The organism is Streptomyces lienomycini (assembly GCF_027947595.1).
In the GTDB taxonomy this organism is placed as follows: domain Bacteria; phylum Actinomycetota; class Actinomycetes; order Streptomycetales; family Streptomycetaceae; genus Streptomyces; species Streptomyces lienomycini.
In genome coordinates, this window is record NZ_CP116257.1 from 509,638 (window position 1) to 535,397 (window position 25,760).

Sequence of the window (25,760 nt, forward strand, 5' to 3'; positions counted from 1 at the left end):
GCCCCCGGGCCAACCGGGAGCCTCTCATCCGATCACTGTTCGCTGGGCATGGGCACTTGGTCGGAGCGGAGGCGCCACATGCGGAGGTTGCAGCTCTGCGGAGTCCTGTCGAGGGCTTCGGCGGCCGCCGTCGGACTGTTGAGCTTCAGGAGGATCCGGTCTTCCGCCGCGGTCCAGCGTCGTCGGGTGTGAGCGGACCTCATCCGGGCCGGCCGCACCCACGCGGAGAGTGAGTCGGCGACGGTGTGCTTGCGCTTCAGGGACAGGCAGCCGGGGTAGTACAGGCCCGCTGCCAGACGCTGGGCCGCCTCCATGGCGTAGAGGACGTTGTAGATGCCGTCTCGTTCGTTGCGCTTGATCGTGCGCTGTACGCCGGCCACCTGCTTCCCGTAGTCGCAGAGAAAGCGGCCGATGGCAGTGCTGGCCGTGGTGAGGGAGACGAAGGGGAAGCCCTTTCCGGTGTAACCCACCGACCCGTCGGCGTCGATAACGCCTCGGAGGTAGTCGTGGTGTGAGAATTCACCGCGTGGTGGGGCGATCGTCTTGGATTTGCGGCCGTAGGGCAGGCCGAGGTCGTTGAGTACGGTCCTTGCCTCGAGGGAGCAAAGGGTCCAGGTTGCCGAGTTGTGGGACTCGGCGAAGTTCGTGGACCTGGTGCGTTCGGTGACGCTGCTGTAGTACGGCGTCAGATTCTGGAACTCGCGCAGGAGACCGATGTCTCGAGCATTGAGTTCGACGGACAACTTGCCCTTCTTCCCGGCTCCACGTTCCAGGTGTCCGTCCGCCTGAAGAAAACCCAACATGTACGCGTACTCGGGGACCCTCAGGTCCATGAACTGATGACCGTTAGGCTCGTGTTCAGCCACAGGGAAGCCCTACTTCCGTGCTGGTCGGGCTCTCGGTCGGGACCGGCATCCCGGCCGAGAGCCGTCATGTCTGGATGTTGTGGCGTGAGCCTAGGTCGCCAGTGCAACGGCCGTTCGGGTAATCGAACCCGCTTCATCCCTGTGAGTTACCCACTGGCATCAGCCCTCCCGGTGCACCTTCGTGTTCGACGCCTGGGCGCGGGGGCGGACGACCAGGAGGTCGATGTTGACGTGGGCGGGGCGGGTGATCGCCCAGGTGATGGTGTCGGCGACGTCGTCGGCGGTGAGGGGGGCGGCGACGCCCTGGTAGACCTTGGCAGCCTTGTCCCGGTCGCCGCCGAAGCGGGTCAGGGCGAACTCGTCGGTCTTGACCATGCCGGGCGCGATCTCGACGACGCGGACCGGGCGGCCGACGATCTCCAGGCGGAGGGTCTCGGCGAGGACGTGCTCCCCGTGCTTGGCGGCGACGTAGCCGGCGCCGCCCTCGTAGGTGGACAGGCCCGCGGTCGAGGAGACGACCACGACCGTGCCGTCGCCGCTCGCCTCCAGCTTGGGGAGCAGGGCCTGAGTGAGGTGGAGGGTGCCGATGACGTTCGTCTCGTACATGCGGCGCCAGTCGTCCGGGTCGCCGGTGGCCACCGGGTCGGCGCCGAGCGCGCCGCCCGCGTTGTTGACCAGGACGCCGACCGTCCTGAACGCGCTCGCGAACTCGTCGACCGCCTCGCGGTCGGTGACGTCCAGGGGGTACGCCGTGGCCTTGTGGCCGGCCGCCTCGATCTCCTGCGCCAGCGCCTCGATGCGGTCCTTGCGGCGGGCGGTGAGGACGACGCGGTACCCGGCCGCCGCGAGCTGCCGGGCCGTGGCGGCGCCGATGCCGCTGCTCGCGCCGGTGACGACGGCGATACGGGAAGCGGCGGACGGGGCGGCGGCTGCGGTGGCCATGGACTGCTCCTCGGTCGGTAGTGCGGGTCGCCGACCAGGGTAGTCAGCCGCCGTTGCGCGGTGCCCACATGATCACGGCCATCCCGGCGAGGCAGACCAGCGCCCCCGTGACGTCCCAGCGGTCGGGGCGGTAGCCGTCGGCGGCCATGCCCCACAGGAGGGAGCCGGCGACGAAGATCCCGCCGTACGCGGCGAGGATGCGGCCGAAGTGGGCGTCGGGCTGGAAGGTGGCGACGAAGCCGTAGGCGCCGAGGGCGAGGACCCCGCCCGCCGCCCACAGCCAGCCGCGTTGCTCGCGCACGCCCTGCCAGACGAGCCAGGCGCCCCCGATCTCGAACAGGGCGGCGACGACGAAGAGGGCGGCGGAGCGGAGGACCAGCATGCGGGCAGCTTCGCACGCCGGACGGGTCCGGGGCCGCCCGCCCGGGTACTCGTCGGGCCGTCCACGCCGGGCGGCGGACCTGCGGAATAACGGCCGGGGGAGCTCCGTTCCCCAGGTATAGTTGAACCGTCAACAACTCGGAGGTTGAGCGATCATGCAGTTCGGCATCTTCAGCGTCGGCGACGTCACGCCCGACCCGACCACGGGGCGCACGCCGACCGAGCGTGAGCGCATCAAGGCCATGGTCGCCATCGCGCTCAAGGCGGAGGAGGTCGGGCTCGACGTCTTCGCGACCGGCGAGCACCACAACCCGCCCTTCGTGCCCTCGTCGCCGACGACCATGCTCGGCTACATCGCGGCCCGCACCGAGCGGCTGGTGCTGTCCACCTCCACCACCCTGATCACCACGAACGACCCGGTGAAGATCGCCGAGGACTTCGCGATGCTCCAGCACCTGGCCGACGGCCGGACGGACCTGATGATGGGGCGCGGCAACACCGGCCCGGTCTACCCCTGGTTCGGCAAGGACATCCGCGAGGGCATCAACCTCGCCGTCGAGAACTACAACCTGCTGCACCGCCTGTGGCGCGAGGACGTGGTCAACTGGGAGGGCAAGTTCCGCACCCCGCTCCAGGGCTTCACGTCCACCCCGCGTCCGCTGGACGGCGTCGCGCCCTTCGTCTGGCACGGCTCCATCCGCTCCCCGGAGATCGCCGAGCAGGCCGCGTACTACGGCGACGGCTTCTTCCACAACAACATCTTCTGGCCCGCCGACCACACCAAGCGCATGATCGAGCTGTACCGGGCCCGCTACGCCCACTACGGGCACGGCACGCCCGAGCAGGCGATCGTCGGCCTCGGCGGCCAGGTGTTCATGCGGAAGAACAGCCAGGACGCGGTCCGCGAGTTCCGGCCGTACTTCGACGAGGCGCCGGTGTACGGACACGGGCCGTCGCTGGAGGACTTCACCGCGCAGACACCGCTCACCGTCGGCTCGCCGCAGCAGGTGATCGAGAAGACGCTCGCCTTCCGCGACTACGCCGGCCACTACCAGCGCCAGCTGTTCCTGATGGACCACGCCGGGCTGCCCCTGAAGACCGTCCTGGAGCAGCTCGACCTGCTCGGCGAGGAGGTCGTGCCGGTGCTGCGCGAGGAGTTCGCCAAGGACCGTCCGGCGAACGTGCCGGACGCGCCGACCCACGCGTCCCTGCTGGCCGCGAAGACCGCCGGCCAGGAGGACCAGGAGAAGGAAGGAGCGCGCGCATGAACCTCGTCGTCGTCTCCGCGGGGCTGAGCGTCCCGTCGTCCACCCGGCTGCTCGCCGACCGGCTGGCCGCCGTCGCCGCCCCGGCCGCCACCGCGCCCGAGCCCGCCCCGGCCGACGTCCGGGTGATCGAGCTGCGCGACCTCGCCGTGGAGATCGCGCACACCTTCACCAACGGGTTCCCCGCACGGGCGCTCGCCGACGCGTTCGAGGCGGTGGCGGCGGCCGACGGCCTGATCGTCGTCACGCCGGTGTTCTCGGCGTCGTACAGCGGGCTGTTCAAGTCGTTCTTCGACGCGCTGGGTGTCACCGACGCGGACGCCCTCGCCGGGAAGCCGGTGCTGATCGCCGCGACCGGCGGCACCGCCCGGCACTCCCTGGTGCTGGAGCACGCGCTGCGGCCGCTCTTCGCCTACCTGAAGGCGGTCGTCGTCCCCACCGGGGTGTACGCCGCCTCGGAGGACTGGGGAGCCGAAGGGCTGGACGCCCGGATCGGGCGGGCCGCGACCGAGCTGGCGGCGCTGATGGCGGGACTGTCGGGGCGGTCGCAGCGGTCGGACCGTCCGCTGCCCAAGCGGGACTCCTTCGAGCAGGTCACGCCCTTCGAGGAGCGGCTCGCCGCCCTGAGCGTCCCCGGCCCGAGCCCGGCGCCCTAGCGGCGGACCCGGGCGGGCACGGGCCCGCCCGGGGCGGCCGGGATAGGATCCGGGGCTGTCGCAAGGCCACCGACCGAGGGGGGAGACCGTGACGGCCCTCGCGGTGACCGGGCACATGGATCTGACCGAGGACAGCGTCCCCGCGGTCCGCGCCGCCCTGGACGAACTCCTCCAGCGGTACCTGGACCCGGGCGGGGACCGCGGCAAGAACCCCGGGCGGGACCTCGTCGGGATCTCCTGCATCGCCAAGGGCGCCGACTCCCTGTTCGCCGAGGCGGTCCTGGCCGCCGGCGGGCGGCTGACCGTCGTCGTGCCCTCGCGGGACTACCGCGAGAGCGAGGTCCGGCCGGACGACGCCCCCCTCTTCGACCGGCTCGTCCGGGCCGCCGACGAGGTCGTCGTACTGCCCCACGAGAAGGCCGGCCGACGCGCGTACGAGGCCGCCAACGCCGTGCTCCTCGAACGCGCCGACCGACTGGTGGCCGTGTGGAACGGCGAACCGCCCGGCGGTCGGACCGGCGGCACCGCCGACATGGTCCTGCGGGCGCGGGCGGCGGGCACGCCCGTCGACGTCGTCTGGCCGGACGGTGCCGCCCGACGGGTGGGATCAGGGTGACCCGCACGGTGAGATCTGGGTAAGAAGCCCGTCCGTCCGGTCGCCGCGCCGTCCGCCTTGGCAGACTGGGCGCGTGCCCCGGACTGTTCTGCTCGCCGAAGACGACCGCGCCATCCGCCACGCCCTGGAGCGCGCCCTCACCCTGGAGGGGTACCGGGTCACCGCGGTCGCGGACGGCGTCGAGGCGCTGGCCCAGGCCCACCGCGGCCGGCCGGACGTCCTCGTGCTCGACGTGATGATGCCGGGCATCGACGGCCTCCAGGTCTGCCGGGTGCTGCGCGCCGAGGGCGACTCCACCCCGATCCTGATGCTGACAGCGCTGGTGGAGACCGCCGACCGCATCGCCGGGCTGGACGCGGGCGCCGACGACTACGTCGTGAAGCCCTTCGACGTCGAGGAGGTCTTCGCCCGGCTGCGCGCCCTGCTGCGCCGCACCGACCGGGGGGAGCCCTCCGCCGACCCGGCCGACGCCCCCGAGCGGGCCGCCGGACCGGAGGAGCCGGAGGGCCGCTTCCTGGAGGCGGCCGGACTGCGCATGGACCCCGGGGCCCGCCGGGTCTGGCGGGACGGGCGCGCACTGGAACTGACCCGCACCGAGTTCGAGCTGCTCGAACTGCTGGTCCGCAACGCGGGCATCGTGCTCGACCACTCCACGATCTACGACCGCATCTGGGGCTACGACTTCGGGCCGGGCTCCAAGAACCTGGCCGTGTACGTCGGCTACCTGCGCCGCAAGCTCGACCAGCCGGGCGCCCCGCAGCTGATCCAGACCGTGCGCGGCGTGGGTTACGTGCTGCGGGCGGACTGAGTGGGCGCCTCCCCGCCCGGGCACCGTCCCCGGCTGCTGTCGCTGCGCACGACGTTCGCGGTGTCGTTCGCGACGATCACCGCCGTCGTCACGGTCCTCGTCGGCGGGCTCTCCTACAACGCGGCGGCCCGGCTGGTCCGGGTAGACCAGACGTCCGTCTTCGACCAGGCCGTACGGGACCTGCGGGCCGAGGTGCGCCGGCAGCGGCTGTCCCCCGCCGACTTCTCCTCCTCGGCGCCCGGCCACGACATCGTGCGCCCGGCCCGCACCGACGTCCAGGTCCTCGGGCCGGACGGGAAGGTCTCCGACCCGGCCGACCCGCGGCTGCCCGTCACCGGCGAGGACCGGCGGGCGGCGGGCGCCGCCGCTGCCGGGCGGGTGGTCCAGCACGACGACGTCGGTGTCGGCGACGACGTGTTCCGGGTCGCGACCGTCTCCCTCGGCGACGGCCGGGGCGCGGTCCAGGTCGCGCAGGAGTTCAGCGACACCGAGGACCTGCTGCGGGCCCTGCAGCGGCGGACGGTGCTGCTGATGGCGGCGGTGGTGGTCGCCGCGGGTCTGTTCGGCTGGTGGCTGGCCCGGCGCATCACCCGGCGCCTGGTGGTGCTCACCGCCGCCGCCGAGAACGTCGCCCGCACCCGCAGGCTCGGCGTCCAGGTGCCGGTCACCGGGCCCGACGAGGTGGGCCGGCTCGGCCGCGCCTTCGACCTGATGCTGGGCCGCCTCGCCCAGTCGGAGGAGGACCAGCGGCGCCTGGTGCAGGACGCGGGGCACGAACTGCGGACACCGCTGACCTCGCTGCGCACCAACATCTCGCTGCTGCGCCGGATCGACGAACTCCCGCCCGGCGCCCGCGAGGAACTCGTCGCCGACCTGGGGCAGGAGGCCCGTGAGCTGACCGACCTGGTCAACGAACTGGTCGAGCTGGCGGCGGGCCAGTGGGCCGGGGAGGACCCGCAGCCGGTCGACCTGGCGCAGATCGCCCACGACGTGGCGGCCCTGGCCCGGCGCCGCACCGGGCGGGAGATCGCCGTACGGGCCTGCGGCGAGACGACGACCGAGGGACGGCCCGCCCTGCTGACCCGGGCGATCTCCAACCTGGTCGAGAACGCCGCGAAGTTCGATCCCGGCGGCACCCGGCCCATCGAGGTCGCCGTCGCCGGTCCCGCCCTGCCGGGCCCGGTCCGCGTCGAGGTCCTCGACCGCGGTCCCGGCATCTCCGAGACCGACCTGACCCGGGTCTTCGACCGCTTCTACCGTGCGGCCGGCGCCCGCTCCCAGCCCGGTTCGGGCCTCGGCCTGTCCATCGTGCGGGAGGTGGCGCTGGCCCACGGGGGAGCGCCGTTCGCCCGCCGCCGGGACGGGGGCGGGTCGGTGATCGGCTTCACGGTGGGCACGGGGGCCGCGGGCGACGACACGGGGTACGGCGACGAGGGCCGTACGTGACGAGGGCCGTACGCGAGGAGGGCTGTACGTGACGAGGGCCGTACGCGAGGGGCGTCCGCGTCTTCGTACCGCGGGGCCGGAAGCGGTTCTCAGAGGGCCTCGAACGTCCCGGCCGCGGTGAAGGCGTCGGTGATCGGCGCGACGAGTGGTGCCAGGGAGCAGGGGTGAGCCTGGCCGTGGTGCGTGAGGCGCTCGTGCGGGTGGTCGGCGAGGGGCTCGCCGACCGGCTGCCCAACCGCGGTTTCGCCGTACCGTCCTTCTCGGACCGCCGCTGGCAGGAGATCGCGGAAGCCCGTCGGACCGTCGAACCGGCCGTGCTGCGCATGTCCGTCGAGCGGGGCGACGTCGAGTGGGAGGCCCGCGTGCGGGCCGCCCACCACCGTCTGGTGCGCACTCCGGCCTACCTGCCGGAGGAGGGCGAGTACTACACCGCCGCATGGGCCGAAGCGCACCGGGCCTTCCACCGCACCCTGCTGGAGGGGTGCGGCAACCAGGCACTGCTGGAGACCTTCGACCGGTTGTGGACCGCGAGTGAGCTGGCCCGCCGCTGGTCGGCGCACCGTGACCCCGGCCGGGACGGCGCCAGGGAGCACCGCAGGCTGGAGGAGGCGGTCCTGGCCCGCGACGCCGACACCGCGGCCGCGGTCCTCGCCCAGCACCTCACCTCGACCGCGGCCGCACTGACCGACGACGCGGACCAGGACTCCTAGGAGCCGCCCGTCACTTCGCCGTGGCTTCGGGAGAACAGGGCCGTGCGGTGCGCAGGTAGGCGCCGAGCGCCGACAGGTCGGTCCGCTCCAGGTCGGCCGGGCGGATGACGACGCGCAGCTCCGGGGCGGTCGCCGGTTCGCGGCGGCAGTGGGCGGCGAAGCTCTCCACGATCATGAGCAGCAGCTGGGTGCGGTCCAGCTCCACGACCCGGGCCAGCCCGGAGCCGATCAGCGGGATCGCGACCGGCCGGTACATGCCGTACCGGGCGACGGCCGGCCACAGGGCGTCCAGGCCGGCCCGCAGGTCGGCCGGTGCGGAGCGGGCGACGAGGTCGTTGCCGAGCCGGGAGTAGGCCACGGCGAAGACCCTGCGCCCGTCCACCGTCAGCGGGACCGTCGTGCCCAGGGGGTAGCGGACGCGCCGGCCGCGCGGCTTGTCCTGGACCCGTTCGGTGCGCAGCGGCGTGAAGGACTTCAGCCCGGCCTGGATCCGGTCGTCCAGCAGCTTGCGTTCGCCGCCGAACAGCCGCTCCACGAGCTGCCCCTGGACGCTGTCCCGGCTGATCACCAGGTCCTGCTCGGTGGCGGTGTCGAAGGTGTCGGTGAAGCCGACGACCAGATTGGCGTCCTGCTGGTCGAACAGGTCGCCGCGCACCACCACGAGGTCCCCGGCCCCGGGGAACGGCTGGCGCAGCAGCTCGCGCCCGTGCCGCTCGCGCAACCGGGTCCGCAGGGAGCCGAGCAGTTCGGCGACGTCCTGGTCGTCCGGCCGCTCCCGGGCCATCAGTTCGGCGACCGGCAGGGCGAGGTCGTGGCGGCCCAGGTCCATGCGGCTGCGGATCAGCTGGCGGCGGGCCGTCTCGTGCAGTGCGGTGAGCCTGCGGACCAGTGGCCGGGCGAACTCCGCGTCGCCCGCTTCGGCCAGGGGGCGGCCGCGGACGAGGGCGAGCGCCGCGGCCAGCCGGTCGGCGGCCGACGCGGGGGCCGCGAGCAGCGCGGAGTTGACCAGGTCGGTGAACTCCGCGCAGTCCAGCTCGTCGGGGGCGAGCACCAGCCGGTACGCCGTCTCGGGTGCCGGGCCGGCCAGCAGTTGCTCGGTGCGCAGGACGCGGGCGCCGTCGCCGCGGTGCGCGGTGTCGAGGGCGCGGCGCAGTTCGAGGACGCGCTTTTGCACCTCGTTGCGGTGACGCCCGGCGGCGTGCGGCTGCTCGCCGTCGACCGCCCACACGTCGCGGTGGAGCCGGCGCACCGGTACGGGCTCGCCGTCCGCCGCCACCAGGCGGACCAGCAGGCGTGTCGTCAGGGGGGTCAACCGGGCGGGCATGCCGTCGACTTCGAGTCCGGCCGGGCCGAGGACGCTCACACGGATACGCGCCATACAAGTGGTCTCCACTCGCTTCGCCCTCTCCCGCCCGGTGGTCGCGGAGGAGGTTTCGGCAGCGTATCAATTGTCCGTTTGGGTCAGTTGGGGTTTCGGTCGGTTCGCGGGGGCCGGGACGGCGCCGGCCCCCGGGGCGCGTCCCGCGGTGACGGGACGTACCCCGGAGGCCGGTTGCGCCGGTCCCCCGATCGGCGCCGGATCCGCCGGACGGCTACGGCCGGCGGTGGTAGGCGGACAGGTGCTGGAAGGGGTAGGTGTGGCGCCAGTCGGAGCCGGTGTCGTTGACCGTGCAGCCCGCCAGCTTCAGTCGCTCCACGACTTTGCCGAGCGCCGTCTGGGAGCCGTCGAAGCGGATGATGTTGCGGCCCGCGATGTCGGCGATCGGCCGTACGCCGCCGACCTCGACGATCAGCGTGCGCTCCGGGTAGGCCATCAGCACCATGCCCAGCTCGATCAGGACGTTGGGACGCGGCTGGCACACGGGCCGGGTCTCGTACTCGGGTTCGTGGTGGCCGCGCAGGTCCGGGTGGAGGGTGACGATGTCGTCCGGGGTGAGCAGGACGAGCGCCGCCTGGGCCTGGGCGGGGGCGGCGGCGACCACGTCGCCGAGGAAGGGCGAGGCTTGGCCGGTCGCCGCGACCAGGTCCTCCCACTCCTTGGGGCGCAGGTCGAGGCGGCGCAGCAGCTCGTACATCTCGCGCCGTACCTGGTCGTCGCGGCCGTGGACGACGAAGACGCTCCGGGCCCGGTCGGTGACCGTGGCCGGGTCCCGGCGCCACCCGTCGCCGTACGGCTGTCCGTGCGGGGAGGAGGGGGCGGGCGCGGGGGCGTGGACGGGGGAGTTGTCGCCGAAGGTCTGGGTGGTGTCGGTGTTGCCGGAGCTCTGGTTGCCGCCGAAGTTGTTGGTGCTGCCCCGGCCGAAGCTGTTGCCGTGGAACTGCTGCCCGCTCATGCCTGCCGTGCCTCCCTGGTGACGCCGGAGTTGTTGCCGAAGGTCTGGGTGGTGTTGGTGTTGCCGACGCTCTGGTTGCCGCCGAAGTTGTTGGTGCTGTTGGCGCCGAAGTTCTGCTGGAGGATGTTGGTCTGGTTCGCCTCGTGCTCCCGGGTGTCCACGTCGTGGTCGCGCAGGAAGTCGCCGACGATCTGCAGCAGGTGGCGCTCGATGATCTGGACGTACTTGATCGCGTCCGACTCCTGGAAGAAGTGGTGGAAGTCGTTGTCGGGCGCCAGTTCGCGGACGCTGGTGAGGGCGCCGCAGTCCACGGAGGTCAGCGCGTAGCGGCCGAGCTTGAACTCGCTGTTGTCGGCGGGCCGGCCGACCAGTTTGCGGACGGTGTCGGTGCCGAAGCGGCTGGGCAGCCGCTCGCGCAGCGGGTTGGCGATCAGCCGCAGGAGTTCGCCGGGGGCGCTGCGGGTGACGTCCCAGGCGATGCGCCACATCAGCTTGGTGTCGAGGGTGGCGGGCAGCCGGTCGGCGAGGTGGAAGCCCTCCGGCACGGGACCGAGCACGTAGGTGTAGAACTCGGTGTGCAGGGTGCTGCCCTTGATGTCGAACCCGATGAACACCGAGGTGACCAGCTCCTGCCGCCAGGCTCCGATCCGGACGCACAGGTACTCGCGGCTGGCGTCGTAGTCCTCGCGCCAGTGCTCGTCCGTCAGGTCGGGGCCGGGTGCGTCGAGGAGCACGGCGACGGGGTCGCTGCCCTCGGCCGTCCGCACCGCCTTGGAGAAGCGTCGCCGGTCGACGGAGAGCAGTTGGACGCGGTCGCTCGGGGCGGGCTTGTCCCGCAGTTCCGCGAGCATCTGCTCGCTGACGCGGGCGGTGATGTCCTCGACGGTGAAGGGGACGATCGGCTTGCGTTCCGTCCGCCCGCTCTCGCCCGCGCCGTGGGACCCGTCCGCGCCGTTCGTGCCGTCGGCCGGCCCGTGCTGGGCGGGGACGTGCCCGTTGAGCAGACCCTGGCCGAGCGCGCCGCCCCGGGACTTGGGGGCGCCGAGCAGCAGTTCCGCGTTGGCCCAGCGGCGGATCGAGGTGCCGGAGCCGACGAACGGCTTGTAGCCGCCGTAGTACACCGTGTCCGACGCCTGCTCCCGGTTGATCTTGCCGACCAGTTCCGGGGTGAGGCGCGAGGTGACCGGGTGGGAGCCGTCGAAGCCCCGGCGGTCGTCGGCGGGCGGCGCGAGGTGCTCGGCGAGGGTCTGGAGGATGGCGAGCCGGCGCAGGAACATCGTGGCCCAGGCGAGCCAGAAGAAGAACAGGGCGGCCGTCCAGCCGCCCAGCACTCCCGCGGCGAGCAGCAGCGCGACGACGACGGCGCCCGTCCACAGGGCGATCAGCTGGTTGCGGCGCAGGTTGTGGGCGGCGAGGGCGTGCGCGAGGACGGGGGCGGCGTCGTAGCCGTAGGAGGGGGCCACCACCCGGTAGCGGTGGGTCAGCAGCTCCCGGATGACCGCCTTGCGGTAGACGGGGTCGAGGTAGGTGCCGGCGCACAGCAGGCGGGTGGCGTTGCTCGTCGCGTCCGGGGGCGGCGGGGCGGCGTGGGTGGTCATGGCGGCTCAGTTCCCTTCCCGCATGTCGGCCGAGGTGATGACGCCGTCGCCGACCGTGTAGGTGCCCTCGTACGTCGTCTGGGTGCCGTCGGTCTGCCAGGCCACGATCGTGATCGACACGTCGTCGCCGGACGTGCCGGTCACGGTGATCTCGTCCCGCTGGGTCGTCGCGAACCCGGCGACGAAGTGGTCGTAGTCCGGGTCGAGGTTCTTGCCGCCCAGTTCCCAGGCGGTCGCGTAGTCCTGGTCGTTGATGGCCTCGAAGTACGCCGTGACGGTGGCCTCCGGCCCGTCCGCGCCGGTGGCGGGGTCCTCGGCGTCTTCGGTGGCCGTGTCGTCCGTGGCCGTGTCGTCCGTGGTGCCGTCGTAGGTGTCGTCGTACGTGCCGTCGGTCGCCTCGTCGGTCGTCCCGGTGTCCCAGGGGTAGGCGTCCTCGCCGGTGAGACCGCCGGAGTCCGGGTCGGTGCCGTCGTCGGCGTACCCGTCGTCCGAGGTGGCGTCGTCCGTCGCGCCGGCCCCCCAGTCCGGAAGCGCCCCACTGCCGTAGAGCCCGTCGGTGGAGGGCGAACCGTCGTCGGGGCCGGCCGTCGCGAGGACGACGGCCAGCACGACTATGAGGACGAACGGGATCGCGATCACGGTCAGGGCCTGGTTGCGTACGTGGCCGGGCGTGAGTGCGAGCCCCGGTGCGGGGTAGGAACCCCGGGCGCCGGGCGGAACGCGTGTACTGCTCATCTGTCACCTCATTGCCGCCGGTATCCGGCTCAGCGGATACGGCACGCGCCCCGAGTGGGCCGATGTGCCATGTGCGTCGACCGATCCGACCAGTGGCAGCGCTTCCGGAACCAGATTTCTGGAGTTCCGATGCGCTTCCGATCGGCTTCCGGTATGGAGGGGCGAGGGGGCTCACGCCGTGCGGGAGCGTACGGAACGCCGGGTGGCCACGGACCGAACCCGGCCCGGGCGGTGCCCTCTTGGCGGATCACCGGCATCGAAGACCTGGTGAACGCTTCCGGGAACCGGCAATGCGCATAGATGGCACCGTCACGCATCATGGGGGCCACGGGGAGCACTGCGGAAGGGGGCGGACGATGACGGCGAACAGTTGCTTCGTCCGCCCGCTCCACCGGCTCCGCCCCGACGAACCCGGCCGCACCGCACGCATCGCACGCGCCGCTCGCGCTGGATGCGCCGCATGCGCCACCGCCACCGGCGCCGACGCCGGGGCACGCGAAGGCCGCGCCGTCCGCGCCGGTCTCGCCGCCCGCGTCCGCGCCGTCTGACACCCGCACCCCGCCCCGGCCCGGGCCCTCGCCCGGCTCGGCCGAAGTCCGCCCGAAGGACCGACCCGGGTCCCGCCCGCCCGAACGCGCCACCAGCCAACGCCTGTCGCGCCCGGCCCGTGAAGCCACCGGCCACCGCCTCAGCCGTCTCATGTCTAAGGACGTATGCCATGGAAGTCATCGGTGTCCTCGCCGTCGTCTGCTTGCTCCTCGTCGCCCTCGTGCTGTTCGGCGTCTCCCGCCTCTTCCGCAAGGTGGAGCAGGGCAAGGCGCTGATCGTCTCGAAGATGCGCAAGGTGGACGTGACCTTCACCGGTCAGGTGGTGCTGCCGGTGCTGCACAAGGCCGAGGTGATGGACATCTCGGTGAAGACCATCGAGATCACGCGGGCCGGCAAGGAAGGGCTGATCTGCCGGGACAACATCCGCGCGGACATCCGCATCTCGTTCTTCGTCAAGGTCAACAAGACCGTCGAGGACGTCGTCAAGGTCGCCCAGGCGGTCGGCACGGTCCGCGCCAGCGACCGGAACACCCTCCAGGAGCTGTTCCACGCGAAGTTCTCCGAGGCGCTGAAGACCGTCGGCAAGCAGATGGACTTCACCGACCTCTACACCAAGCGCGAGGAGCTGCGGTACCGGATCATCGAGGTCATCGGCGTCGACCTCAGCGGGTACCACCTCGAGGACGCGGCGATCGACTACCTGGAGCAGACGCCGCTGACCCAGCTGGACCCCGCGAACGTCCTCGACGCCCAGGGCATCCGGAAGATCACCGAGCTGACGGCCGTGGAGCACGTGCGCACCAACGAGGCGCGGCGCACCGAGGAGAAGGAGATCACCCGGCAGAACGTCGACGCGCGCGAGGCCGTACTGGAGCTGGAGCGCCGGCAGGCGGACGCCGAGATCAAGCAGAAGCGCGAGATCGACACCACCCGGGCCCGCGAGGAGGCCGAGACGGCACGCGTGGTGGAGGAGGAGCGGCTGCGGGCGCAGGGGGCGTTCCTGCGCACGGAGGAGCAGCTCGGTGTGCAGCGGGAGAACCAGGCCCGTGAGGTCGCGGTCGCCGCGAAGAACCGCGAGCGGGTCATCGCCGTGGAGAACGAGCGCATCGAGAAGGACCGCATGCTGGAGGCCATCGGCCGCGAGCGGGAGACCGAGCTGACGCGGATCGCCGCCGAGAAGGAGGTCGAGGCGGAGAAGCGGGACATCGCCGAGGTCATCCGCGAGCGGGTCGCCGTGGACCGCACGGTCGCCGAGCAGGAGGAGTCCATCAAGAAGCTGCGTGCCGTGGAGGAGGCCGAGCGGGACCGGCAGACCGTGATCATCGCCGCGGAGGCGCAGGCGCAGGAGCGGCTCGTCAAGGACATCAAGGCCGCCGAGGCCGCGGAGACGGCGGCCACCCACCGCGCCGCCGAGGAACTCACCATGGCCGAGGCCCGGTTGAAGAGCGCCGACCTGGAGGCGCGGGCCAAGCTGCGGATGGCCGAGGGGCTCCAGGCCGAGGCCGCCGCGGAGGGGCTGGCCGCGGTCCAGGTCCGCGACAAGGAGGCCGAGGTCATCGAGAAGGCCGGCCGCGCCGAGGCCGGGGCGACCGAGGCCCGGATGCGCGCCGAGGCCGAGGGGGCGCGGGCCAAGGCCGTCGCCGAGGCGGAGGCCATCGGCGGCAGGCTGAAGGCGGAGGCCGCGGGACTCACCGAGAAGGCCGCGGCGATGGCCGCCCTGGACGACGCCTCGCGCGGCCACGAGGAGTACCGGCTGCGCCTGGAGGCGGAGAAGGACATCCGGCTGGCCGGCCTGGACGTGCAGCGGCAGGTCGCCGAGGCCCAGGCGACGGTGCTCGCCACCGGCCTGGAGAACGCCGACATCGACATCGTGGGCGGCGACACGGTCTTCTTCGACCGCCTCATGTCGTCCATCGCGCTCGGCAAGGGCGTCGACGGGTTCGTCCAGCACTCCGAGACGGCCCAGGCCCTCGCCGGACCCTGGCTGGACGGCTCGTCGAGCTTCACCGACGACCTGACCCGGGTGCTCGGCTCGTTCTCCACGGCCGACGTGCAGAACCTGACGGTGTCCGCGCTGCTGATGAAGCTGATGAAGTCGGGCGGCACGGACGCCGGACAGGTGCAGCGCCTCCTGGACCGCGCGGGCGAACTGGGCCTGGCCGACACCCCGCTCACCGCCCTCAACGGCACGGCCAGGGTCTGACCGGCCACCACAGACCGGCCACCACAGACCGGGTGCCGGGACCGTCGTACGGGGGTCGACGGCTCCGGCACCCCGCATCCTGGAAGGACCGACCGCTCATGGCCACCGCTCCGGAGACGGCTGCGACGGGTACGCACGACACCGCCGGCACGGCCCCCGCGGCCGCGGACGGCACGTACGACGGCGCCGACGCCGGCGCGTACGAGGTGCTGCGCGACCGTCTCGCCGCACAGACCGCCGAGCTGACCCGCCGGGCCGGACTCCTCAACACCCGCCGGGTCGAGGAGTTCGGGTCGGCCCGGCTCGAACTGGCCTCCACCGAGCGGCTGCGCACCCCGCACCCGGTCGTGCCCTGCGACATCGCCGCCGTCGGCGACGCCCTGCTCCTCGGCTCCACCGGCCGGCCGGGCGACGGCACCCGGACGGCGGCCGTGGCGGACGTCTTCACGCTCTACGACCGGGACCTGAACCCGCTGCCCGAGTCGGCCGTGCCCGGGCTGCTGGACGACCCCGCCTTCGTCCGCGAGTTCGCCGACCTGCACCGCTACTACCGTGCGGCCCGGCTGCTGCGGCTGCGCCCCGTCGACGGCAGGCTGCTGGCCGTCTTCCGCACCGGCGAGAAGGCCGACGACATCCGCGTCCTGCGCTGGACGCTCACCGAGGACGGGCGGGCCGCCTTCCTCGACGCGCGGGGCGAACGCGACGACGTCTTCCCCCCGTCCCACGACTTCGAGTGGACCGCCGCCACCCGCGAGGACCACGTCCTGGGCCGCCACCCGCACGTCTCCGTGCGCGGCGAGTTCCACGTCAGCGCCGTGGGCGGCTCCCTCACCGTCAAGCTGGACGACGACACCGAGACGGCCGAGGGCATCCACAGCGAGCCCGTCGACGAACCCCTGCAGTCCCTGGCGGACGCCGACATCGCGCACGCCCGGGTCGGGGCCCTGATCCTGCTGCGGGTACGGCCCTACAAGGAGGACACCGACCGCCACCTGGTCTTCAACACCCGCACCAGGTCGGTGGTCCGCCTGGACGGCATCGGCCTGGCCTGCCGCCGCCTGCCCGACGACCAGGGCATCGTCTTCCCCGGCGGCTACTGCCTGGCCACCGGCGTCCACAAGGCGTACGAACTCGACGCGTCGGGGCTGGAGTTCGAACGGGAGGTGCGCTCGCCCAACGGCGAGGACGTGCTGTACGCCTTCCACGCGCGCGGCGAGAGCCGGGGCCTGCTGCTGTCGTACAACACCATCCGCAAGGAGGTCGCCAACCCGCTGCCCTGCCGGGGCTGGGCCCTGTCCGGCGACGGCACCTTCGCGGTGCTGCGCGCGGACGGCGACGAACCGGCCCAGGTGCACCCGGTGCAGCTGTGGCACTCGCCCTACGTCTCCGACACCCACGCCGCCGCCGCGCCCACCGGGAGCGGGCCGCTGGCCCGGGTGGGCAACGCCGACCTCGTGCGCGGCATCTCCGCCTGCCTGACCGTCGCGGGCGCCGTCGGCGAGGGCATCACCACCGCCGAGGGCTACCGGGCGCTGGCCGCGGACTGCGTGCGCGCCGCCGACGGCCACCACTGGCTGGGCGAGGAGGATCTGGGCGACCTGGCCGGCGCCCTGGGGGCGGTACGGGAGACGGCCGAGCAGGTCCTGGCCGAGTTCGAGACGGTACGGGACCTGACCCGGCGGGCGGCCGAGGCCCGCGACGAGGCCGCCGAGCGGATCACGGCGGTGGTCCGGCGGCTGCGCGGCGAGGCCCCCAAGGAGGCCGCCGCCTGGGTGCGGGGCCTGACCGAACTGCGGCACGCCCACGGGCACCTGCTGAACGTCAAGGAGCTGCGGTACGCCGACGTCCCCGGCATCGACGCCCTCGCCGCGGAGGCCGAGGCGTCCCTGGCCGAGCTGGGGCAGCGGGCCGTGGCCTTCCTCGCCCGCGAGGACGCCTTCGACGCCCAGCGCGCGGACGTCGAGACGCTCGTCGCCGACGCGCAGGCCGTCGCCACCGTCGCCGAGGCCGGACCCGTCGCCGCCCGGCTCGACGAACTCGCCGACGGGCTGCGCACGGTCACCGACGTCGTCGCCGAACTCGACATGGGCGACGCCACCGTCCGCACCGCCCTGCTGGAGCGCGTCGCCGCCGTCCTCGGCGGCGTCAACCGGGCCCGCGCCACTCTCGACGCCCGCCGCCGCACCCTCCTCGACCACGAGGGCCGCGCCGAGTTCACCGCCGAGACGGCCCTGCTCGGCCAGGCCGTCACCGCCGCGCTCGCCGCCGCCGACACCCCCGAGCGCTGCGACGACCAACTGGCGCGGCTGCTGGCCCGCCTGGAGGACCTGGAGTCCCGCTTCGCGGAGTTCGACGGCTTCCTGACCGAACTCGCCGACAAGCGCACCGAGATCTACGACGCGCTCGCCGCCCGCAAGCAGTCCCTCTCCGACACCCGCGCCCGCCGCGCCGAACAGCTCGCCGCCTCCGCCGCCCGCGTCCTGGAGACGATCACCCGGCGGTGCGCCACGCTCGCCGACGCCGACGCGGTCAGCACCTACTTCGCCTCCGACCCCATGCCGGCCAAGGTCCGCCGCACCGCCGACGAACTGCGCGCCCTCGGCGACAGCGTCCGCGCGGAGGAACTGGACGGGCGCCTCAAGTCGGCCCGCCAGGAGGCCGCCCGCGCCCTGCGCGACCGCACCGACCTGTACGCCGACGACGGCCGCACCCTGCGCCTGGGCGCCCACCGCTTCGCCGTCAACACCCAGCCCCTGGACCTCACCCTCGTCCCCGACGGCGACGGACTCGCCTTCGCCCTCACCGGCACGGACTACCGCGCCCCGGTCACCGACCCCGGCTTCGCGGCCACCAGCGCCTACTGGGACCGCACCCTGCCCTCCGAGTCCCCCGGCGTCTACCGCGCCGAACACCTCGCCGCCCGCCTGCTGCACCGGCACGGCGCGCACGCCCTCGCCACCGCCGACGACCTGCCCGCCCTCGTCCGCGAGGCCGCCCGGGAGGCGTACGACGAGGGCTACGAGCGGGGCGTGCACGACCACGACGCGACGGTCGTCCTGACCGCGCTGCTGCCCCTGTACGAGAAGGCCGGGACACTCGTCCACGAGCCGGCCGCCCGCGCCGCCGCCCAGCTCTTCTGGACCCACGGCACCACACCGCGGGCCCGCGAGACGTGGACCCGACGCGCCCGCTCCCTGGCCCGCGCCCGGGACACCTTCGGCCTCTCCGGTGCGATCGGCGACCTGGAGGAGGAGCTGGCGGAGGCCGTCGCCCTGCGGCCGGGGTCCGCCCCAGCGGCCGGGGCCGCGAACGCGGTGGCAGGGACGCCCGGTTCGGCGGCGTGGGTGGCGGAAGCCGCGGCAGGCGCGCGGCGGGCCGCCGTCGGGAGGCCCGGCTCGACCGGTTCCGCGGCGGAGGCGGAGGTGGAGGCGATGGCGACGGGGGCGGCCGGCCCGGTGACCGGGACGACCGGCTCCCCGGCGGAGCCGTACGCCTCCGGTGCGGACACCGCCCGCGCCGCCGCCTCCTACCTCTTCGACGAACTGACCACCGGCCCCGACGGCTTCGTCCTCGGAGAGGGCACGCGCACGCTCCTCGAGAAGTTCCGCCGCACGGTGGGCACCCCGGCCTACGACGAGGACCTGGCCGCGCTCGACGACCTGGCCGCCCGCCGTCAGCTCGTCCAGGCGTGGATCACGTCGTACGCCGCCGCCACCGGCACCGACCTCACCCCGGGGGACCTGGCCGAGGCGGTCGCCGCCGAACTCTGCCCGGACCTGCCCCGCTACGACGGCGACGCCCCGCCGACGGCCACCGCCGAGGGCCTCCTGGGCACCCACCCGCGGATCCAGGGGGGCCGGCTGGCACTGCGCCTCGACGAGTTCCTCGCCCGCACCGCCCGCTTCGCGGCCCAGGACGTCCCCGCCTTCCGCGCCTACCAGCGGCGCCGTACGGCCCTGGTCGGCGCCGAACGCGCACGCCTGCGCCTGGACGACCACCGTCCGCGCGTCATGTCCGCCTTCGTCCGCAACCGGCTCGTGGACGAGGTCTACCTGCCGCTGGTCGGCGACAGCCTCGCCAAGCAGCTCGGGACCACGGGCGGCACCAAGCGCACCGACACCGGCGGCCTCCTGCTGCTCCTGTCCCCGCCCGGCTACGGCAAGACGACCCTCGTCGAGTACGTCGCCGACCGCCTCGGCCTGATGCTGGTGAAGATCAGCGGCCCCGCGCTCGGCCACGCGGTCACCTCGCTCGACCCGGCCGACGCCCCGAACGCCACCGCACGCCAGGAGATCGAGAAGATCAACTTCGCGCTGGCGGCCGCGAACAACACCCTCCTCTACCTGGACGACATCCAGCACACGTCCCCCGAACTCCTCCAGAAGTTCATCCCGCTGTGCGACGCCACCCGCCGCGTCGACGGCGTGTGGGACGGCCGCCCCCGCACCTACGACCTGCGCGGCAAGCGCTTCGCCGTCTGCATGGCCGGCAACCCCTACACGGAGTCCGGCGCCCGCTTCCAGGTCCCCGACATGCTCGCCAACCGGGCCGACGTCTGGAACCTGGGCGACGTCCTGACCGGCAAGGAGGAGGCCTTCGCGCTGAGCTTCCTGGAGAACGCGCTCACCGCGAACCCGGTCCTGGCCCCGCTCGCCGGGCGCGAGCGGGCCGACCTGGAACTGCTCGTCCGCCTCGCCGCCGGGGACCCCACCGCGCGGGCCGACCGCCTCGCCCACGCCTACCCGCCGGCCGAGCTGGAGCGCGTCCTGGCCGTCCTGCGCCACCTCGTGGCGGCCCGCGAGACGGTCCTGGCCGTCAACGCCGCCTACATCGCCTCCGCGGCCCGGACGGACGACACCCGCACGGAACCCGCCTTCCGGCTCCAGGGCTCCTACCGCAACATGAACAAGATCGCCCAGCGCATCCGGCCCGTCATGAACGACGCCGAACGCGCCGCCGTCCTCGACGACCACTACACCGCCGAGGCCCAGACCCTCACCCACGGAGCCGAGGCCAACCTCCTCAAGCTCGCCGAACTGCGCGGCACGCTCACCCCCGAGGAGGCCGACCGCTGGGCCGAGGTGCGCACCGCCCACGTCCGCACCCGCACCCTCGGCGGCCCCGACGACGACCCGCTCACCCGCGCCGTCGCCGCCCTGGGCCTCCTCGCTGACCGGGTCGCCGCCGTGGAGTCGGCCATCACCCGCGCCACCGACCCCCGGCACCTGCTCGCCGGCCCCCACGCCCGGCACGCGGCCGGTGGAACGGAGCACTGACGCCGTACGCTGCCCGGACGGGCTCCCGCGAGCGGGAGCGGTGCGGTACGAGAGGGAACGGCACCGCACGTGGGGAGCAGTGCCGGACGAAGGGAGCGGAGCGGCCGTGCACGTGCTGATCCTCGGCGGCACCACCGAGGCCCGCCGTCTCGCCGAACTGCTGGCGGCCGAACCGCTGTCGGGACTGCGCGTGACGACCTCCCTGGCGGGACGCGTCGCCACCCCCCGGACGCCGCCCGGCGGGGTGCGCGTCGGCGGCTTCGGCGGAGCCGAAGGACTCGCCCGCTGGCTCCGCGAGCACACCGTCGGCCTGCTGGTCGACGCCACGCACCCCTTCGCCGGCACGGTCGGCTTCCACGCCGCACGGGCCGCCGCCGACGCCCGGGTCCCGCTTCTCGCGCTGCGCCGGCCCGGCTGGGCGCCGGTCGAGGGGGACGTCTGGCACGAGGCCGGTTCCCTGGCGGAGGCCGCCGCGCTGCTGCCCGCCCTGGGCCGGCGGATCTTCCTGACCACCGGCCGCACCGGCCTCGCCGCCTTCGCGGACCTGGCCGACCCCTGGTTCCTCGTCCGGTCGGTCGAGGCGCCCGAGGTGCCCTGCCCGCCCCGCACGGAGGTACTGCTCGACCGCGGCCCCTTCACCCTCGCCGGGGAGCGGGAACTGCTGCGCCGGCACCGGATCGACGTCCTGGTCACCAAGGACAGCGGGGGAGCGGCCACCGCACCGAAGCTGACGGCCGCCCGGGAGGCGGGGCTGCCCGTGGTCGTGGTGCGCAGACCGCCGGTGCCCGGGGGCGTACCGGTGGTGGCCACGCCCGACGAGGCGGCACGGCGCGTTGGGGAGGTGTACGCGGGTCACGCCGCCCCGCGCCGAGCGGCCCCGCTCACTCCTCCTCGGAGGCGATCGCGTTGATCGCGGCGGCGGCCATGGCGCTGCCCCCGCGACGGCCCCGTACGACCAGGTGCTCCACGCCCGAGGGATGCGCGGCGAGGGCGTCCTTGGACTCGGCGGCGCCGACGAAGCCGACGGGCACGCCGATGACGGCGGCCGGACGGGGCGCCCCCTGCCCGATCATCTCCAGGAGCCGGAACAGCGCGGTGGGCGCGTTGCCGACGGCGACGACGGCCCCCTCCAGCCGGTCCCGCCACAACTCCACCGCGGCGGCGCTGCGCGTGGTGCCGAGTTCGGCCGCCAGGCCGGGGACGGCGGGGTCGGACAGGGTGCACAGGACCTCGTTGTCCGCCGGCAGCCGCTTGCGCGTCACCCCGCTGGCCACCATCCGTACGTCGCACAGGACGGGCGCCCCCGCCAGCAGGGCCTCCCGGGCGCGGGCCACGACGCCCGGGGACCAGGACAGGTCGCGGACGAGGTCGACCATGCCGCAGGCGTGGATCATCCGGACCGCGACCCGGCCGACGTCCGCGGGCAGACCGGAGAGGTCGGCCTCGGCGCGGATGGTGGCGAAGGACTGGCGGTAGATGGCCGCGCCGTCCTTCTCGTAGGCGTAGGCGTGGTCGTACGCGTGGTCGTGGTCGTGCGTGGTCACAGTGCTCTTCCCGCTGCTCTCGGTCGGCCCCGACGGCCGCGGCGGCGAGCATACCGACCGCTCCCCGCCCGCCGTGCGGCCGTCACCGGCGCAGGAACTCCAGCAGGTCGCGGTGGAACCGCTCCTTGTCGCCCGGCACCATCGCGATGCCGTGCGAGCCGCCCTCGTACACCTTGAGTTCGGCGTCCCGGATGATCTCGGCGGCCTTCCGGCCCGTGGCGTCGAGGGGGACGATCTGGTCGTCGTCGCCGTGCACCACCAGCGTCGGGATGTCGAACTTCTTGAGATCGTCCGTGAAGTCCGTGTAGGCGAAGGCGTCCACGCAGCGCACGCCGCCCTCGATGGTCTGCGCCATCGCCATGTACCAGAAGGCGTCCTTGTTGCCCTGCGTGACCTTGTTGCCGGACCGGTTCGTGGAGAAGAAGCCCTCCGCGGTGTCCTTCCAGAACTGCGAACGCTCGGCGAGGATGCCGGACTTGATCGAGTCGAACACCTCGTCCGGAACGCCCTCGGGGTTGCTGTCGGACCGGGCCATGACCGGCGTCACGGCGGACAGCAGCACCGCCGAACGCAGCCGCCCGGTGCCGTGCCGGCCGACGTAACGGGCCAGCTCGCCGCCTCCCATGGAGTGCGCGACCAGGGTGACGTCCCGCAGGTCGAGGTGGGTGAGCAGGTCGTTGAGGTCGTCGGCGAAGGTGTCGAAGTCGTACCCGTCCCAGGAGGGTGTGGAGCGCCCGTGGCCGCGGCGGTCGTGGGCGATGCCGCGGAACCCGGCGTCGGCCACCGCCTTGAGCTGGTCCTGCCAGGCGTCGCCGCTGAGTGGCCAGCCGTGGATGAACACCACGGGGCGGCCCCTGCCCCAGTCCTTGAAGAAGATGTCCGTGCCGTCGCGGGTGGTGCAGACAGGCATACCGAGTCCTTTCGATGGCTGCGACGGGCCGCCGGAACGCCCCTGCGAGGCCGGCCGCCCCCGTGTCCCCTTCCGCAGCATCACCCGGCCGCCCGGGAGGGACCACTCGGAGCGTCACGCTCCGTGCGCGGGCTGCGGGTGGCACATGGGTTGCCATCGATACCCCGAGGGGGTATATCTGGGGAGTGAAGGTACCCCAGGGGGGTACCCGACCATCGGTACCGGCCACCGGCCCCGTTCTGGAGGAACCATGTCCTGCTGCACCCCCGACGGCAGCTGCTCGACCAGCACCGCCACCCCCACCGCCACGACCACCGAGGGCGTCACCACCGTCTACGACGTCTCCGGGATGACCTGCGAGCACTGCAGGGACACGCTCACCAAGGAGATCGGCGCCGTGGACGGGGTCCTGTCGGTCGACGTCGACCTCGAGGCCGGCCAGGTCACGGTCACCACGGCGGCCGAGGCCGACGACGCGCTGCTGGCCGAGGTCGTCGACGAGGCCGGCTACGAACTCACCGGCCGCGCGGCCTGAGGGCCGCACCCGACCGGCCGGGCCCGCCCGCGGGCCCGGCCCCCTCCCGGCCCCCTCCCCGATCCCCGAACGTCCCCCTTGCCCCGACCAGCCCGAGGAGTAGTGATGGCTACCACGGTCCCCGACACAGCCGAGGTGGAACTCGCCATCGGCGGCATGACCTGCGCCTCGTGCGCCGCCCGGATCGAGAAGAAGCTCAACCGGATGGAGGGCGTCACCGCCACCGTCAACTACGCGACGGAGAAGGCCAGGGTCAGCCATGACGGTCACGTGTCCGTCCCGGAGCTGATCGCCACGGTCGAGGCGACCGGGTACACGGCCCGCGCCCCCGAGCCGGAGCGCGCCCGGCCCGCCGGCGGCACGGAGGACGCCGAACCCGCCGACACCCTGCGGCCGCTCAGGCAGCGGCTGGTGACGGCCGTGGCGCTGGCGGTCCCCGTCATCGCGATGGCCATGGTGCCGGCGCTGCAGTTCGAGTACTGGCAGTGGCTGTCGCTGACCCTGGCGGCGCCCGTGGTGACGTACGCGGGCTGGCCCTTCCACAAGGCCGCGTACACCAACGCCCGGCACGGCGCGGCCACCATGGACACCCTGGTCTCGGTCGGTACGTCGGCGGCGTTCCTGTGGTCGCTGTGGGCGCTGTTCCTCGGCACCGCGGGCATGCCCGGCATGACCCACCCCTTCGAACTGACCATCGCCCGCGGTGACGGCTCCGGGAACATCTACCTGGAGGCCGCGGCCGGGGTGACCGCCTTCATCCTCGCCGGCCGCTACTTCGAGGCACGCTCCAAGCGCAAGGCCGGTGCCGCGCTCAAGGCGCTGCTGGAGCTGGGCGCCAAGGACGTGACCGTGCTGCGCGCGGGACGCGAGGAGAGCGTCCCGGTCGGCGAGCTGAAGGCCGGGGACCGCTTCCTGGTCCGCCCCGGCGAGAAGATCGCCACCGACGGCACGGTCGTCGAGGGCACCTCGGCCGTCGACGCGTCGATGCTCACCGGCGAGTCCGTCCCCGTCGAGGTCGGCGTGGGCGACGGCGTCACCGGCGCGACCCTGAACGCGGGCGGCCGGCTCGTGGTCGAGGCGACACGGGTCGGCGCCGACACCCAGCTCGCGCGGATGGCGAAGCTGGTCGAGGACGCGCAGAACGGCAAGGCCGCCGCCCAGCGCCTCGCCGACCGCATCTCCGGTGTCTTCGTGCCCGTCGTCATCGTCCTGGCACTGGCCACCCTCGGCTACTGGCTCGGCAACGGCTCCGGACCGACCGCCGCGTTCACCGCCGCCGTCGCCGTACTGATCATCGCCTGCCCCTGCGCCCTGGGCCTGGCCACGCCGACCGCGCTGATGGTCGGCACCGGGCGCGGCGCCCAGCTCGGCATCCTCATCAAGGGCCCCGAGGTCCTGGAGTCCACCCGCAAGGTCGACACCATCGTCCTCGACAAGACCGGCACCGTCACCACCGGCCGCATGACGCTGCTCGCCGTCCACACCGCCCGCGGCACCGACGAGACCGACGTACTGCGGCTGGCCGGGGCGCTGGAGCACGCCTCCGAGCACCCGATCGCCCGTGCCGTGGCCGACGGCGCACTGCGGCGGCTGGGCGGCACTCTGCCCGCCCCCGAGGACTTCGCAAACGTCGCCGGACTCGGCGTCCAGGGCGTCGTCGACGGCCACGCCGTCCTCGTGGGCCGCGAGAAGCTGCTCGCCGAGTGGGCCATGGAACTGCCCGCCGACCTGGCGCGGGCCAAGGCCGAAGCCGAGGCGGCGGGCCGCACCGCGATCACCGTCGCCTGGGACGGCGAGGCCCGGGCGGTCCTGGAGGTCGCCGACGCGGTGAAGGAGACCAGCCCCGAGGCGATCACCCGGCTGCGGGGCCTGGGCCTGACCCCGGTGCTGCTGACCGGGGACAACAAGGCGGTGGCCGCCTCCGTCGCCCGCGAGGTCGGCATCGACGCCGAGCACGTCATCGCCGAGGTCATGCCGGAGGACAAGGTCGACGTCGTCAAGCGCCTCCAGGGCGAGGGCCGTTCGGTGGCGATGGTCGGCGACGGTGTCAACGACGCCGCCGCGCTCGCCCAGGCCGACCTGGGGCTGGCCATGGGCACCGGCACCGACGCCGCCATCGAGGCCGGCGACCTCACCCTCGTCCGGGGCGACCTGCGCGCCGCGGCCGACGCCATCCGACTGGCCCGCCGGACCCTCGGCACCATCAAGTCCAACCTCTTCTGGGCCTTCGCCTACAACGTGGCCGCCCTGCCGCTCGCCGCGGCCGGACTCCTCAACCCGATGATCGCCGGAGCGGCCATGGCCTTCTCCTCCGTCTTCGTCGTCGCCAACAGCCTGCGCCTGCGGGGCTTCAAGGCCGTCGGCTGACACCGGGCACGGCACCGGTT

General features: G+C 73.5%; 20 protein-coding genes and 1 pseudogene. 12 read left to right on the top strand and 9 right to left on the bottom strand.

From position 1 onward, the window contains the following. Positions 1–32: 32 nt before the first annotated feature. The 3 genes from BJ961_RS02440 to BJ961_RS02450 all read right to left on the bottom strand — a co-directional run bounded on the left by BJ961_RS02440 (position 33) and on the right by BJ961_RS02450 (position 2,190). Positions 33–866 (bottom strand): LAGLIDADG family homing endonuclease, encoded by an 834-nt coding sequence (locus tag BJ961_RS02440; RefSeq protein ID WP_271319666.1) that lies wholly within the window; start codon positions 864–866, stop codon positions 33–35. Positions 867–1,025: 159 nt separating this feature from the next. Next, the gene (locus tag BJ961_RS02445) at positions 1,026–1,808 is read right to left on the bottom strand and encodes an SDR family NAD(P)-dependent oxidoreductase (RefSeq protein WP_271319667.1); all 783 of its coding nucleotides are present in this window, start codon (positions 1,806–1,808) and stop codon (positions 1,026–1,028) included. Positions 1,809–1,851: 43 nt separating this feature from the next. Further along, entirely contained in the window at positions 1,852–2,190 is a 339-nt protein-coding gene (locus tag BJ961_RS02450) for a YnfA family protein (RefSeq protein ID WP_271319668.1), read from the bottom strand. 154 nt (positions 2,191–2,344) lie between these two features. Here BJ961_RS02450 and BJ961_RS02455 point away from each other — a divergent pair, with 154 nt between their 5' ends. The 6 genes and pseudogenes from BJ961_RS02455 to BJ961_RS02480 form a co-directional block, all read left to right on the top strand. After that, positions 2,345–3,457, top strand: a complete 1,113-nt coding sequence (locus tag BJ961_RS02455) for an LLM class flavin-dependent oxidoreductase (protein ID WP_271319669.1) — start codon at positions 2,345–2,347, stop codon at positions 3,455–3,457. Next, positions 3,454–4,110: a CE1759 family FMN reductase gene (locus tag BJ961_RS02460; RefSeq protein WP_271319670.1), complete on the top strand. Its 657-nt coding sequence runs from the start codon at positions 3,454–3,456 to the stop codon at positions 4,108–4,110. Before BJ961_RS02455 ends, BJ961_RS02460 begins: the two co-directional genes overlap by 4 nt. A gap of 88 nt (positions 4,111–4,198) precedes the next feature. Further along, positions 4,199–4,726, top strand: a complete 528-nt coding sequence (locus BJ961_RS02465; RefSeq protein ID WP_271319671.1) for a hypothetical protein — start codon at positions 4,199–4,201, stop codon at positions 4,724–4,726. A 73-nt stretch (positions 4,727–4,799) separates the two neighbouring features. Then, positions 4,800–5,534: a response regulator transcription factor gene (locus BJ961_RS02470; protein WP_271319672.1), complete on the top strand. Its 735-nt coding sequence runs from the start codon at positions 4,800–4,802 to the stop codon at positions 5,532–5,534. Beyond that, positions 5,535–6,980: a sensor histidine kinase gene (locus BJ961_RS02475; protein ID WP_271319673.1), complete on the top strand. Its 1,446-nt coding sequence runs from the start codon at positions 5,535–5,537 to the stop codon at positions 6,978–6,980. It begins immediately after the preceding gene. 158 nt (positions 6,981–7,138) lie between these two features. Beyond that, positions 7,139–7,690 (top strand): annotated as a pseudogene (locus BJ961_RS02480) (GntR family transcriptional regulator); the annotation flags it as partial. A gap of 10 nt (positions 7,691–7,700) precedes the next feature. On the opposite strand, the gene BJ961_RS02485 reads toward BJ961_RS02480, so the two are convergent. From BJ961_RS02485 to BJ961_RS02500, 4 genes are all read right to left on the bottom strand, one after another. Further along, the gene (locus BJ961_RS02485; RefSeq protein WP_271319674.1) at positions 7,701–9,068 is read right to left on the bottom strand and encodes a macro domain-containing protein; all 1,368 of its coding nucleotides are present in this window, start codon (positions 9,066–9,068) and stop codon (positions 7,701–7,703) included. A gap of 214 nt (positions 9,069–9,282) precedes the next feature. Continuing rightward, positions 9,283–10,023, bottom strand: coding sequence for a nucleotide-binding protein (locus BJ961_RS02490; RefSeq protein ID WP_271319675.1), 741 nt, complete (start codon positions 10,021–10,023; stop codon positions 9,283–9,285). Continuing rightward, positions 10,020–11,621 (bottom strand): hypothetical protein, encoded by a 1,602-nt coding sequence (locus BJ961_RS02495; RefSeq protein ID WP_271319676.1) that lies wholly within the window; start codon positions 11,619–11,621, stop codon positions 10,020–10,022. Before BJ961_RS02495 ends, BJ961_RS02490 begins: the two co-directional genes overlap by 4 nt. A 6-nt stretch (positions 11,622–11,627) precedes the next feature. After that, on the bottom strand, positions 11,628–12,356 hold the full coding sequence (locus BJ961_RS02500) for a hypothetical protein (RefSeq protein ID WP_271319677.1): 729 nt from the start codon (positions 12,354–12,356) through the stop codon (positions 11,628–11,630). A 356-nt stretch (positions 12,357–12,712) separates the two neighbouring features. Here BJ961_RS02500 and BJ961_RS02505 point away from each other — a divergent pair, with 356 nt between their 5' ends. From BJ961_RS02505 to BJ961_RS02520, 4 genes are all read left to right on the top strand, one after another. Further along, positions 12,713–12,904, top strand: a complete 192-nt coding sequence (locus BJ961_RS02505; RefSeq protein WP_271319678.1) for a hypothetical protein — start codon at positions 12,713–12,715, stop codon at positions 12,902–12,904. A 170-nt stretch (positions 12,905–13,074) separates the two neighbouring features. Beyond that, positions 13,075–15,108: an SPFH domain-containing protein gene (locus tag BJ961_RS02510; protein WP_271319679.1), complete on the top strand. Its 2,034-nt coding sequence runs from the start codon at positions 13,075–13,077 to the stop codon at positions 15,106–15,108. A gap of 98 nt (positions 15,109–15,206) precedes the next feature. After that, entirely contained in the window at positions 15,207–20,384 is a 5,178-nt protein-coding gene (locus tag BJ961_RS02515; protein ID WP_271319680.1) for a DNA repair ATPase, read from the top strand. 106 nt (positions 20,385–20,490) lie between these two features. Continuing rightward, on the top strand, positions 20,491–21,294 hold the full coding sequence (locus BJ961_RS02520) for a cobalt-precorrin-6A reductase (RefSeq protein WP_271319681.1): 804 nt from the start codon (positions 20,491–20,493) through the stop codon (positions 21,292–21,294). Here BJ961_RS02520 and BJ961_RS02525 read toward each other — a convergent pair. Further along, positions 21,266–21,928: a precorrin-8X methylmutase gene (locus tag BJ961_RS02525; RefSeq protein WP_271319682.1), complete on the bottom strand. Its 663-nt coding sequence runs from the start codon at positions 21,926–21,928 to the stop codon at positions 21,266–21,268. The two genes, BJ961_RS02520 and BJ961_RS02525, sit on opposite strands and share 29 nt — an antisense overlap. A gap of 82 nt (positions 21,929–22,010) precedes the next feature. Then, positions 22,011–22,838: an alpha/beta fold hydrolase gene (locus tag BJ961_RS02530; RefSeq protein ID WP_271319683.1), complete on the bottom strand. Its 828-nt coding sequence runs from the start codon at positions 22,836–22,838 to the stop codon at positions 22,011–22,013. 250 nt (positions 22,839–23,088) lie between these two features. Here BJ961_RS02530 and BJ961_RS02535 point away from each other — a divergent pair, with 250 nt between their 5' ends. Then, the gene (locus BJ961_RS02535; protein WP_271319684.1) at positions 23,089–23,373 is read left to right on the top strand and encodes a heavy-metal-associated domain-containing protein; all 285 of its coding nucleotides are present in this window, start codon (positions 23,089–23,091) and stop codon (positions 23,371–23,373) included. 105 nt (positions 23,374–23,478) lie between these two features. Continuing rightward, positions 23,479–25,740: a heavy metal translocating P-type ATPase gene (locus BJ961_RS02540; protein ID WP_271319685.1), complete on the top strand. Its 2,262-nt coding sequence runs from the start codon at positions 23,479–23,481 to the stop codon at positions 25,738–25,740. Positions 25,741–25,760 lie beyond the last annotated feature (20 nt).